Origin of the sequence: Desertivirga xinjiangensis (genome assembly GCF_024436435.1) — a bacterium.
GTDB classification, from domain to species: domain Bacteria; phylum Bacteroidota; class Bacteroidia; order Sphingobacteriales; family Sphingobacteriaceae; genus Desertivirga; species Desertivirga xinjiangensis.
Genome location: NZ_JAFMZP010000013.1, coordinates 24,009 through 36,844 on the forward strand (window position 1 = coordinate 24,009; position 12,836 = coordinate 36,844).

Here is a 12,836-nt window from a genome sequence, read left to right on the forward strand (position 1 = left end):
ACTATTTTGTGATAACAGGTAAGCTAAAGTAAAACTGCGAGCCTTTGCCAACTTCACTTTCTACACCGAAAGTTCCGTTATGCCGGCGAATTATTTCAGAACAAATGTATAATCCGATTCCTAATCCCTGAAAGCGATGTGAATTTTCTTCTACGCGGTAGAACTTCTTGAAGATATCATTTATTTTTTCAGGAGGAATTCCTACCCCTTTGTCGGTTACAGTTACTTTTATGTGACTGCCATTGACTTTAGTTTCCACGATAACTTCTTTGCTGTCCGGAGAGTACTTGATAGCATTGGTGAGGTAATTTACAAGTACTTGTTCGATGCGCATCTCATCACCAAGTATTTCGGGATTATGAGCGCCCTTACGAATTATATTAGAATCAGGATTGGTCTGTCTTATAATGTCCAGAGCAGAATCGATAAGGGTGCCAAAATAGAATGGCTTTTTATTGAAAACCATCTTTCCGCTTTCAATCTTCGATATGTCGAGGAGGTCGACAATCAAACTGTGTAATTTATCCAGCTGGGATTGCGTTCTGCTCAAATATTTGTTTACCTCATAGTTCTCGTTATTTGGGCCATCGCCGATAGACCGCTCTAATAATTGCATATAAGCTTTAATACTGGTGAGAGGGGTTTTAAGTTCGTGGCTGGCAATACTTAAAAACTCATCTTTTCTTTTTTCGGCTTTTTTCTGTTCTTCGATATCTGTTAGAGTCCCTACCCACTTTACAACTTTGTCGCCTTCTTTAATGGGAGTAGCCCGTAACAGATGGCAATAATATTCCTGATCCTTGACCCTTTTTATTCTGGCTTCCATATTTAATGGAATACCTTCTGCAACAGCTTCTTCCCATTTTTCCTGGATGTTTACATCTTCGGGATGAGAAGGCGGGAAGGTTTCCTCGTCTTCTGCAAAGTTTAGCCACTGTTGATTGACAAACTCGATGCTGCCGTCATGTTTCGCTGTGAAAGCAATCTGCGGGATAGTTTCCAAGGTAGATCGTAACTCCTGAACCCTTTCTTTCAATTCCATCTGCGCCTGCTTTCTGAATTCAATCTCTTCACGTAAAGTTTTTTGAATCTCATTCAGTTCTCGGGTTTGCTCATACAACCTCGAAAAGGTCTTTACTTTCAAGAGGAGAATATCGGGATCTATAGGTTTGGTAATATAGTCAATACCTCCTGAAGCATAACCTTTAGTAATAAAGCGTTTATTGATGTTAACTGCTGAAAGGAAAATTATTGGAATATCCTTTGACTTGCTATAGCCGGAAATGATCTCAGCAACTTCAAATCCATCCATACCAGGCATTTGTACGTCAAGAATAATCAGTGCATAGGAGTTCTTTAAAATCTTTTTTAAAGCTTCTTCTCCTGATAAAGCAGAGTCAACGTCGAAGTTATTTACTTCCAGTATCTTTTTTAGAGAAAATATATTTTCAGGTTTATCATCAACTATAAGAATCATTCTTAAGCGTTAAGTTTCTGATTTGACAAATATATTATTAGCAAATCATATATCAGATTAAACAGTTAATTTCGAATATAAAATCCGAATCTCATCATAGAACAAAATACTAGCAAACCATTTAACCGGGAAATTGTTTTGCAGTGTTGATATTATTCTGAGTTAATCTAAATAGAGTATTTTTCAATCATCTCAGAGGTGATCTTCATGCCGCGCCCCGTTTTAATATCAATAAGTACATAGTCGAACCAGCCGTCGCTGCAGATCTTTCCGGTTTTTAAACTCTTTATTTCAAAGGCTACTTTGCTGCTCTTTTCATTCATGGATAATATCCCGGTAGTTACGGTAAACCGCTCTCCGAGAGTGAGTGGTCGTTTAAACTCGACGTGAGCGGTTTTTACCACCCAACCATAACCAAGCTCCATAAATTGTTCCATAGACATACCATAACTGGTCTCCATTTGTTCATAACGGGCAGCAAGGACGTAATCGAAATATTTGCTGTTATGAACATGGTTGAACATATCAATATCATCTGGTCTCACTTTCAACTCTGAACTGAATTTGCTATAGGTTTTATCTGAGTGCATTTATAGTATTGCTGTTTGTGCAAAGGTTGCTAATATAAGTATTCATTAACTAAACGCTAATAATTTGGTTTTTAATATATAATCAGTACTTTTGCGGTTTAATAAACAAATTTTTAACAGCTTTAATATTATTCAGGTAATGTATTTAAGTACAGAGTACAAGGCAGAGATTTTTGCCAAACATGGTAAAGGCGCTACAGACACAGGTTCTGCAGAAGGTCAGGTAGCATTATTTACAGCTCGTATTGCCCACTTAACAGGGCATTTGAAGAAAAACAAGAAAGATTTTTCAACTCAGCTTGCGCTTCAAAAATTAGTAGGTAAACGTCGTGCGTTGTTAGCTTATTTATATAAGAAAGACATCAACAGATACCGTGCTATTATTAAAGCGTTAGAGTTAAGAGATATTATCAAATAATTCTTCTTTAAAAAATTAAAAGCCATTCTCTGCTGGGAATGGCTTTTTTAGTTTAATTTAGCCAAAAATAAAGTAAATAATAGGCTGCTTCTTAAAAGACGAAAAAGCGGCCGCAATGAACAAAAAATGAGTTATAATGTAATTAAAAAAACATTCGACCTGGGCGATGGCCGAATAGTCGAAATCGAAACCGGTAAGCTTGCTAAACAGGCTGACGGTTCTGTTGTAGTAAAAACCGGTGATACCATGCTTCTGGCAACCGTTGTCTCTTCCAAGGAAGCAAAAGAAGGTGTTGACTTTTTGCCTTTATCAGTAGATTACCAGGAAAAATACGCAGCTACCGGCAGAATCCCGGGAGGCTTTCTTCGTCGCGAAGCCCGTTTGTCTGATTATGAAGTATTAATTTCCCGTCTGGTTGACCGCGCATTACGTCCTCTATTTCCTGAGGATTATCATGCCGATACGCAAGTGATGATTTCATTGATCTCAGCAGATAAAAATATAATGCCTGATGCATTAGCGGGTCTTGCTGCATCTGCTGCTTTGGCAGTATCTGATATCCCTTTTAACGGTCCGATCTCGGAAGTTAGGGTTGCCAAGATTGATGGAAAGCTGGTGATCAACCCATATCGTGACGAGCTGGAAAGAGCTTCATTAGAATTTATTGTTGCGGGTTCTGAGAATGATATCGTGATGGTGGAAGGTGAATCGAACGAGATCTCTGAAGAGGAAATGATTGAAGCTATTGAGTTTGCACATAAAGCTATTAAAGTGCAGGTTCAGGTTCAGAAAGAATTAACCGAAGCTACAGGCAAAACTGAAAAACGTGTTTATTCTCACGAACACAGCAATCCTGAGCTAAGAGAGCAGGTGTTTGCCGCTACTTACGATCAGGTCTATGAAATTGCAAAATCAGGTTCATCTAAACATGAGCGCTCTGATAAATTCAAAGAGATCCAAACTCTTTTTATAGCAAGCTTAGGTGAGGAAATAGATGAAATTACCAAATCACTTGCTAAAAAATATTTCCATGATGTTCAATACGATGCTATCCGTAACCTGATCCTTGATGAAGGTATACGTTTAGACGGACGTGATGTACGTACTGTACGCCCAATCTGGAGTGAAGTTGGTTATTTACCGGCAGCTCACGGATCGGCTGTTTTTACCCGTGGTGAAACACAGGCACTAACTACTGTTACATTAGGTACTAAACTTGACGAGCAGATGATCGACGGTGCTTTCATCAACGGATATGAGAAGTTTATCCTGCATTACAATTTCCCGGGCTTTTCAACCGGAGAGGTTCGTCCTAACCGTGGTGCTGGCCGTCGTGAAATAGGTCACGGTAACTTAGCACAGCGTTCCTTGAAAAAGGTATTGCCTTCACAAGATGAGAATCCATACACATTGCGTGTAGTATCAGACATTTTAGAGTCAAATGGTTCTTCATCTATGGCTACTGTATGTGCTGGTACTTTGGCCCTTATGGATGCAGGGGTTAAGTTAAAAGCACCTGTATCTGGGATTGCTATGGGATTAATCACTGATGAGAAAACCGGAAAATATGCGGTTCTTTCTGATATTTTGGGTGATGAAGATCATTTGGGTGATATGGACTTTAAGGTTACAGGTACTGAAAATGGTATCGTTGCCTGTCAGATGGACTTAAAAATCAACGGTCTGCGCTGGGAAGTTCTTCGCGCTGCGCTTGAGCAGGCTAAAGAAGGGCGTCTTCATATCCTAAATGAGATGAAGAAAACGTTGGCTCAACCTAATGTTGATCTTAAGCCTCATGCGCCACGTATTGAAGTTCTCAAAATTGATAAGGAATTTATCGGTGCAGTTATCGGGCCAGGTGGAAAAGTTATCCAGGAGATGCAACGCGAAACTGGTACAACCATTACTATTGAGGAGAAAGATAACCAGGGTATCGTAAGTATCTTTGCTCCGGATAAAGAATCCATCACCAAAGCAACTACCCGTATTAAAGGTATTGTTTCAAAACCTGAAGTAGGCGAGATCTATGAAGGTAAAGTGAAATCAATCATGCCGTTTGGGGCGTTTGTTGAGATTCTTCCAGGCAAAGATGGCTTATTGCATATTTCAGAGATCGACTGGAAACGGTATGAATCTATGGATGGAATCTTCCAGGTAGGCGATGAGGTGAGAGTGAAATTGCTCGATGTTGATAAACAAGGTAAATTGAAATTATCACGTAAAGCACTTCTTCCGCGTCCTCCGCGTCCGGAAAGCAAAGAAGAGAAACAAACTGAAGGTACTACACCGGCAGAATAGTGTCTTGTCCGAACTTAGTTTTTTAGCACACGCGGCACGCGCGCTAGCATAGCAAGACTAGACTTGCAAAGTAAATTGAAGCCCCGAAAGGGGCTTTTTTTATGAAAGCTTAATCTTCTCTTAACATAGCAGTAGATATCTTTAATGGTCAAAATGATCTAAGATGAAAGCTTCTGAAATCCCTCCTAAAAACACGTCATTTTTATTTGCATGTAAAGAGAACTATTTCGCTGGTATCCTCCCGGCAGATATCAAAGGAAAAGAGGCTGAAGGATATAAAACGGTAGTGCAGATAGCAAAATCTTACTTTGAAGCCAATATGTATGATCAACTTGCTGAGTATATTTCTGAGAGCAGGTATCTGATCCGTTTATGGTCGGCCTATCTTATCCTGGAATATGGCAGGCCTGAACCCGATTTGCGAGCAAGGTGTTTAGAAATTATAAAAGTTTACCTCCAGTCTGACAGTGTTTCTGAAGAGGCATTGGGCTTAGGTGAGTGGTACAGAAATTATCTTAAGTCTGATTTGATTTAAATTTGGAGAGTGAAAAAATGCTTTCTATATTTGAAAATAACATGAGCACCAAAAAAGTAAATACTATCTATGTCGCAGCGGTCGCAAAAACGACTGTGGAGGGATAGTATTTATTAAAAAATATGAATAAAGAAAGCCCGTCAAAAAACGGGCTTTCTTCGTTTATTGGAATATGAAAATACAAGCATTATATATCAGTTTATTCGTTGTCGTTGCGGTAGCTATCGCAGTGGCAGTGGCTGTCGTGAATAAGCGGCGGGTAGATTGATAATGCTCAAATAAGATAATTATCAGCCTCCCGCTAACCGGGAGGCTTTTTTTTTGACTAAAATTTATACTCAACATGATTATTCAGACCAACAGCCAGCAATTTGCAGCACGTGTTCAGAATGTGCCAGCTTCCTTTATCCGTGAGATCTTAAAAGTAGCCACCGATCCCAATATTGTATCGTTTGCAGGGGGATTACCCAGCCCGGCTTTATTTCCTGCAGAAGCTTTGGGAGAGTCGGCTAAACGGGTGTTTAGCAAAATGGGAGGGCAGGCATTACAATACTCATCTACAGAAGGCTATTTGCCTCTTAGGGAATATATTGCAGAACGATACAGGCGACGGTTTAAATTAAATATCTCTGCAGAGCAAATCCTTATCACCAATGGTTCTCAGCAGGCTGTCGATCTCATTGGTAAGATATTCATTGATCCCGGAGACAATGTGATGCTCGAGCGTCCGTCATACTTAGGAGCACTTCAGTGTTTTTCCATGTTTCAGCCGGTATTCAAAGAGGTAAACCTTGAGCACGACGGAATTGATACCGCAGAACTGGAAGATCTCCTGAACGAGACGTCAGTAAAGTTGTTCTACTGTATACCGAACTTTCAGAATCCGACCGGAGTTCAGTACAGTCTAGAAAAGCGTAAAATGGCAGCTCTGATCTTAAGAAGGCACAGGACGATTGTCATTGAAGACGATCCTTACGGAGAAATCACGTTTGACAAACATCACATGCCGCCATTATATTCTTTTTATCCTGAGAAGACGATCATGTTAGGATCTTTTTCTAAGATCATTGCACCTGGCCTACGCCTGGGATGGATGGTGGCTAACCGGGAGATCATCAAGAAAGCTACCGTGATGAAGCAGGCTTCCGACCTGCAATCTGGAAATCTATCGCAATATATCCTTTACGATTTTCTGCAGAATAACAGCCTGGACAGGCATGTCGAAAACCTGATAACGGCCTATAAGGAAAAACGGACGACAATGATGGGCTGCCTGCAAAACTATTTTCCGGAGTCGGTTAAATTCACGCGATCAAGAGGGGGAATGTTCACCTGGCTTACCCTGCCGGAGGGAAATACCGCACGCGAACTGCTTCAGGCAGCATTGAAAGAAAAGATAATATTTGTTCCGGGAGATTCCTTTTACGCATCTGATCCCGACTACCGAACACTCCGGCTCAATTATTCAAATGTAGATGAGCCGGTAATGAGGGCGGCTATGTATAAGTTAAGCCGCCTGATCATTTGATCAATTTACACTTACTGGTTCTAGATACATTTTTTCTATAGCATCTGCGTACTTTTTTTCAATAACTTTCCGCTTGGCTTTCAGAGAGGGGGTAATTTCCCCCTCTTCTATAGTGAAAGGCGTTCGTTTCACCTTGAAGTTCTTAATACGCTCGAACTTTGCAAGTTCAGCAGAGAGGCGCTTAATGTCCTGACTAACCCAGTCTGTAATTTCCTGTTGTTCGACGAAGATTTCAGGGCGCTGAAAGAATTCCTCTGTGAGGTTAAATGTCTCCATTAAGGTATCTTTTGGTGGTATAATTATAGCGGTTACGTATTCGCGTTTATCGCCGATCAAAAAGATCTGCTCAATTTTCGGGCTTTTTAAGTAGGTGTTTTCTACTGGTGTGGGGTAAATGTTTTTGCCAAAAGAGTTTACCAGCATGTTTTTAAGACGATCAGTGATCTTCAGATTGCCTTTGTAAAACCGGCCTATATCGCCTGTATGGAACCATCCCTCGCCGTCAATCACCAGTGCTGTTTCTTCCGGTTTGTTCCAATACCCTTTCATTACACAATGACCACGAACTACAATTTCACCTTCTTCACATTCGAAGTGTTCATTGAAGGTGTGATGTGTTTGAATGGTATAAAATACTTTTGTCTCCACATCCTGGATACCCACTTCTATGCCAGGGATAATCCTTCCTACCGTACCATATATCTGCCGGTGATATTCTGTAACAGACATTACCGGCGATGTCTCGGTCAGGCCAAATCCTTCTAAGATTTTGATGCCCAGGTTTCCAAAGAATTCACCAACGTTTTGCGGCAAGGCAGCGCCACCCGAAAGCATAAATTTTAGATGGCCGCCTGTTTTTTGTTTGATCTTGGAAAAAACTAGTTTGTCTGCCAGCTTTTGTTGTAATGATAGATAAAGGTTAGGTTGTTTGCCTGATTCAAATACTTCGCGATAACGCTTACCTGTATTTAATGCCCATAAAAATATTTTTGCTTTGGTACCTCCGGCGTTGGTGCCACTTTTTATTGCCTTGTCGTGAATGCGTTCAAGCAGTCGCGGTACACAGCTCATTACCGTTGGTTTTATTTCTTCCATGTTGCGGGCGAGCAACTCCAGACTTTGAGAAAAGGCTATTTTACAACCGGCTGTGCAACAGACATAATAGGTGGCAGTTCTTTCAAAAACATGAGAGAGCGGAAGAAAGGATAAAAAAGTTTCGTCTTTGGTGACAACCGGAATCTGTTCTAAAGAGCATTTGACGTTTTTGACAAAGTTATCATGTGAAAGCATGACGCCCTTCGGGATTCCTGTGGTTCCGGATGTATATATTAGAGATGAAAGGTCGGAAGGAATAACAGCTTCTCTGGCAATATCAATTCTAACCTTATAATCAGGCAGGCATTTAAGGCCTTCCTTCACCAAAGATTCGAAGTCGATCACTCCGGCATTCAGGTTTATATTTTCTATGTATTTTTTGTAGTCTTCAAACACCGGAATGAGCCGTTCGAGTGCAGGGCAATTGTTAGCTATCTTAACAACCTTTTTAAGGAGGAAGGGATTGCCTATAAGTACGGTTTTTACTCCTGCGTCATTCAGGATATATTCCATATCACTTTCTGAAAGGGTAGGGTATATGGAAACGTTTACAGCACCTATTTGCTGCAGGCCCTGGTCGTAAAAAATGTATTGCGGTGAATTTTCAATTATAAAACCGAGACGGTCGCCCTTTTGAATGCCCATTGCGAGCAGGTATGCAGAAACTGCATCGGCTGTGTCGAGTGTTTGCTGGTAAGTGATCTCCTCCCATTTGTCTTTAGGTTTATGGAGTAAAAAGGTGTGGGAAGGGGAGTGAATGTTTGCTACCACATTCCTTAGCAGCTTAGGTATAGTATTGAATTCGCTTTTCAAATTCATTTGGTATAAATGGTAAGTTTATATTACACAATAATAACGGGGGGCCAAATTTCCCTTTTCGTCATCCTGAACTTGTTTCAGGATCTCTTGCTTAACAGGTCCTTCTGTGCATATTCAAGAGATGCCGAAATGAATTCGGCATGACGATTTGCACTAAACAAGAACGGTATGATTATGGTCCGTTTGTATCTCTCTTTGTTTACAAACTTAGACAAATTTTTGAGCAGGGAATAGTTTTAAACGAAAAATGGGGCAATAAGCCCCATTTTCGTTATTTATTTAAGATCCTGTTATACAGAAAAACTTTCACCGCAACCACAGGTACGTGTGGCGTTCGGGTTATGGAAGTTGAAACCTTTCCCGTTTAGTCCGTCTGAAAAGTCAAGTTCTGTTCCGGCAAGGTATAAAAACGACTTCATATCTAAAGCCATTCTTACTCCTTTGTCTTCGAAAAACTGGTCACCTGGTTTTTCTTCGTTATCGAAATCAAGATTGTACGATAATCCAGAGCAACCGCCTCCTTGTACAGAAACTCTCAAAAAATAAGAAGAATCCAGACCCGCATTACGCACCAGATCTTCAACTTTTTCTTTTGCTTTATCTGTTACTGTTACCATTGTTATGAAATTTGAGATTTGAGACAAATGATCGCTTTATCGAAAACCTTCTCTCATCAAATTAGTGATGTGCCTTTTCGCTTACAATTGGCTCTAAGCCATTCTTTATACGGTAATCGTTGATGGCTGCTTTAATAGCATCTTCTGCTAATACAGAGCAGTGGATCTTTACCGGAGGCAAAGCAAGTTCTTCCACAATATCCATATTATCGATACTCATTGCTTCGTCAATGCTTTTACCTTTTAACCATTCTGTAGCTAAAGAGGAAGATGCGATTGCAGAACCACAACCGAAAGTTTTAAACTTTGCATCGGTGATTACATTTTCCTCATTAACTTCAATTTGAAGACGCATAACGTCGCCACATTCAGGGGCGCCCACTAAACCTGTTCCCACCTTGGTGCTGCTTTTGTCAAGTGTTCCAACGTTGCGGGGATTAGTGTAATGATCAATAACTTTATCTGAATAAGCCATAGCTTTTTGTTTTATTTATATTAATGAATACTGTTAAATCTTTTATCTTGGATAAGGCCTAGTGTTCTACCCATTCTACTTTATCAAGATCAATTCCTTCTTTGAACATTTCCCAAAGAGGTGACAGATCGCGAAGATGATTCACAGCTTTTTTGGTTTGCTCTATTGCGAAATCAACCTCTTCTTCAGTTGTAAATCTTCCTAGTCCAAAACGTATCGAAGAGTGTGCCAGATCATCCGACAGTCCTAAGCTTTTTAATACATAAGAGGGCTCTAAAGATGCTGAGGTACAGGCAGAACCGGAAGAAACAGCCATGTCTTTCATTGCCATCATCAATCCTTCTCCTTCAACGTATTTAAAAGAGATATTAGCGACGTGAGGAAGTCTGAACTCTCGGTTACCGTTTACATAACTTTCTTCCAGTGTGGTTAAAGAAGCCTCTAATTTATCGCGTAAAGCAGAAAGTCTTTTAGACTCTTCAGCCATTTCCAAGCGGCAAAGTTCACACGCTTTTCCAAAACCAACGATTCCCGGAACGTTGAGTGTTCCTGAACGCATGCCACGCTCATGACCACCGCCATCCATTTGGGCTGTTACCTTAACCCGTGGATTTTTACGACGAACATACAGAGCGCCAACACCCTTTGGCCCGTACATTTTATGGCCAGAAAACGCTAAAAGATCTATTCCGTCGGCAATAACATCAACTGGTATCTTTCCAACCGCCTGAGTAGCATCGGTGAAGAACAAGGCACCATGTTTGTGTGCAATTGCAGCTATTTCTTTGATAGGTTGTATTACGCCGATCTCGTTGTTTCCATACATGATAGAAACTAATATAGTTTTATCAGTAATGGCATTTTCCAGTTCCTGAAGGTCTATTAAACCATCTTCTTTAACGGGAAGGTAGGTAACAGATGCTCCTGCTTTTTCAAGGTGTTTGCAGGTATCAAGAACGGCTTTATGCTCAGTAACACAAGTAATAATATGGTTACCTTTCTCTTTATACATTTCGAACACACCCTTGATAGCAAGGTTATCGGCTTCTGTCGCTCCGGATGTGAAGATTATTTCTTTTTCGTTTGCGCCAATAAGCTTAGCAACCTGTTCGCGGGCATAATCAATCCCTTCTTCTGCGGCCCATCCAAAGGCGTGGTTTCTACTTGCTGCGTTCCCGAACTTCTGAGTGAAATAAGGAACCATAGCATCCAGCACCCGTGGATCCATCGGAGTTGTAGCATTATTGTCTAAATATATTGGAAGATTCATATCAAATGAAATTTTTACTAATTCTAAATACAAAGATAGTAAAACTTTTAGCGGATAGGTATTGAGATTGTCTATGAGCTATAGATGGAGCGTCATTTTTTTGCCATATTGAATCCAAGGTGATTTATGTCATTTTTTACAAGGCTTATAATAACGATAGAGGTTAAAATATGAGCGGCTTAGGGGAGATTTAAAAAGTAGGCGGTAAAGCTATTGAAGTCATTGAACTTTAGATCATATTTTTCAACATTTCCAAACCCAAAACTAAAGTACACAAAAGGAATTCCGGCCCGCTCACTTTCAACTCTGTCGCCCTCTGTATCTCCTATGTATACCGGATTTTGGAGCTGATATTTATCTATAAGATGTTTAATATTGTGGTTCTTGGGCATGTTGTTTACGCCATAAGCCATTTCATCCGTGATATACTCTGTGATGTTAGCCCATTTCATGAAAAGAGTGATCATGCCTTCGGGGCAATTGCTCACAATGAACAGCTTGTATTTTTCGGACAATTTCTTGAGTCCCTCAACAACTCCATCATACAAAGTTCCGCCAATGGTTTCAACTTGTTCGGCCCTGTGCTGATTTATGGTCTTGTAGATCCTATGTTGTTCTTCGCGACTATACTCAGGAAGTATTCTGTCCAACACTTTCTGCGAATCAAGTCCCATCATCGAGCTGATCTCCTCTGCGCTTACTTTTTTGTCAATATTTTCTTCTACTAATCCGCTGTTCCAGGAGTTTACATAAGTATTAAGAGCATCCCAGAGAGTACCATCCATGTCGAAGATCAGGCTATCAGGTGTTTTCATTTACTATCTTTTGCTATTTATTATTTTGAACCGTGCCGGGCATATTGCAAGTTTAAAAAAAGAAAGAGAATTTTTTCAATAATGTTAAACAAGGGTGAGCTATATTTATTGTAATAAATTAATATGAAACAGAAACTGGTAGTACTAACCGGAGCAGGCATTTCTGCAGAAAGCGGTCTCCAAACTTTCCGCGATTCTGACGGCCTGTGGGAAGGATATGATATTTATGAAGTTGCCACGCCTGAAGCCTGGCAAAGGAACCCTGTTTTAGTACAGGACTTCTATAATATGCGCCGTAAGTCTGTTTTGCAAGCGCAACCAAACGCTGCTCACTACGCTTTAGCGGAGCTCGAGCAAAAATATGATGTTACTGTTATTACTCAGAATATAGACGATCTTCATGAACGTGCCGGCTCATCTAACATCGTACACTTACACGGGCTCATCACGAAAGCCCAGTCGGACAAAAATCCGAATCTGCTATATGACATAGAAGGCTGGGAGTTGAAGATGGGCGAAACCTGTGCCCTAGGTTCTCAATTGCGACCGCATGTTGTTTGGTTCGGTGAAGCTGTGCCGATGATAGAAGCCGCCGCAAGTATCTGTCGCACTGCAGACTTGTTTCTTTTAGTAGGGACGTCCCTGGCCGTTTATCCAGCAGCAGGTTTGATAGATTTTGTGCCATACGATTCGGAGAAAATTGTTATAGACCCCAAGGCAGAATCGCTTTCTGTAAAGAATATGCGGGTATTGGCTCTGAAAGCTGGAATCGGGGTCCCTTTGATTGTTAAGGAGTTGCTTAGCCGCTAAGAAAGATAAGAGGTCTCCTGTTTAGCGTGATAGTTTGTTACAAGATGATTTTGAAAATGAATAAGATCGCTAAAATCAAGATCATCGCG

General features: G+C 40.6%; 12 protein-coding genes. 5 read left to right on the plus strand and 7 right to left on the minus strand.

All coding sequences use genetic code 11. The features are described 5' to 3' along the window. Position 1: 1 nt before the first annotated feature. Together J3P37_RS21480 and J3P37_RS21485 are read right to left on the minus strand one after the other, a co-directional pair. Positions 2-1,477: a sensor histidine kinase gene (locus tag J3P37_RS21480; RefSeq protein ID WP_256013796.1), complete on the minus strand. Its 1,476-nt coding sequence runs from the start codon at positions 1,475-1,477 to the stop codon at positions 2-4. 167 nt (positions 1,478-1,644) lie between these two features. After that, positions 1,645-2,067, minus strand: coding sequence for an acyl-CoA thioesterase (locus J3P37_RS21485; RefSeq protein WP_256013798.1), 423 nt, complete (start codon positions 2,065-2,067; stop codon positions 1,645-1,647). Positions 2,068-2,206: 139 nt separating this feature from the next. Here J3P37_RS21485 and rpsO point away from each other — a divergent pair, with 139 nt between their 5' ends. The 4 genes from rpsO to J3P37_RS21505 all read left to right on the plus strand — a co-directional run bounded on the left by rpsO (position 2,207) and on the right by J3P37_RS21505 (position 6,846). Next, positions 2,207-2,485 carry a 30S ribosomal protein S15 gene (gene rpsO, locus J3P37_RS21490; protein WP_256013801.1) on the plus strand — a complete coding sequence of 93 codons (279 nt, stop codon included), beginning with the start codon at positions 2,207-2,209 and terminating at the stop codon, positions 2,483-2,485. 126 nt (positions 2,486-2,611) lie between these two features. After that, on the plus strand, positions 2,612-4,783 hold the full coding sequence (gene pnp / locus J3P37_RS21495) for a polyribonucleotide nucleotidyltransferase (RefSeq protein ID WP_256013804.1): 2,172 nt from the start codon (positions 2,612-2,614) through the stop codon (positions 4,781-4,783). 163 nt (positions 4,784-4,946) lie between these two features. Continuing rightward, positions 4,947-5,318: a hypothetical protein gene (locus J3P37_RS21500; RefSeq protein WP_256013806.1), complete on the plus strand. Its 372-nt coding sequence runs from the start codon at positions 4,947-4,949 to the stop codon at positions 5,316-5,318. A gap of 343 nt (positions 5,319-5,661) precedes the next feature. After that, on the plus strand, positions 5,662-6,846 hold the full coding sequence (locus tag J3P37_RS21505) for an aminotransferase-like domain-containing protein (RefSeq protein WP_256013808.1): 1,185 nt from the start codon (positions 5,662-5,664) through the stop codon (positions 6,844-6,846). Here the strand turns inward: J3P37_RS21505 and J3P37_RS21510 are convergent, their stop codons facing one another. The 5 genes from J3P37_RS21510 to J3P37_RS21530 form a co-directional block, all read right to left on the minus strand. Further along, positions 6,847-8,760 (minus strand): AMP-dependent synthetase/ligase, encoded by a 1,914-nt coding sequence (locus J3P37_RS21510; protein ID WP_256013811.1) that lies wholly within the window; start codon positions 8,758-8,760, stop codon positions 6,847-6,849. Between the two features lie 290 nt (positions 8,761-9,050). Further along, positions 9,051-9,377 carry a HesB/IscA family protein gene (locus tag J3P37_RS21515; RefSeq protein WP_256013813.1) on the minus strand — a complete coding sequence of 109 codons (327 nt, stop codon included), beginning with the start codon at positions 9,375-9,377 and terminating at the stop codon, positions 9,051-9,053. Between the two features lie 61 nt (positions 9,378-9,438). Further along, positions 9,439-9,852: a Fe-S cluster assembly scaffold IscU gene (gene iscU, locus J3P37_RS21520; RefSeq protein WP_256013816.1), complete on the minus strand. Its 414-nt coding sequence runs from the start codon at positions 9,850-9,852 to the stop codon at positions 9,439-9,441. Positions 9,853-9,910: 58 nt separating this feature from the next. Continuing rightward, on the minus strand, positions 9,911-11,122 hold the full coding sequence (locus J3P37_RS21525; RefSeq protein ID WP_256013819.1) for an IscS subfamily cysteine desulfurase: 1,212 nt from the start codon (positions 11,120-11,122) through the stop codon (positions 9,911-9,913). A gap of 179 nt (positions 11,123-11,301) precedes the next feature. Continuing rightward, a complete protein-coding gene (locus J3P37_RS21530) occupies positions 11,302-11,937 on the minus strand; it encodes an HAD family hydrolase (protein WP_256013822.1) in 636 nt (211 codons plus the stop codon). A gap of 123 nt (positions 11,938-12,060) precedes the next feature. Between J3P37_RS21530 and J3P37_RS21535 the strand changes: the two genes are divergently transcribed. Then, positions 12,061-12,747, plus strand: coding sequence for an SIR2 family NAD-dependent protein deacylase (locus tag J3P37_RS21535; RefSeq protein WP_256013824.1), 687 nt, complete (start codon positions 12,061-12,063; stop codon positions 12,745-12,747). Positions 12,748-12,836 lie beyond the last annotated feature (89 nt).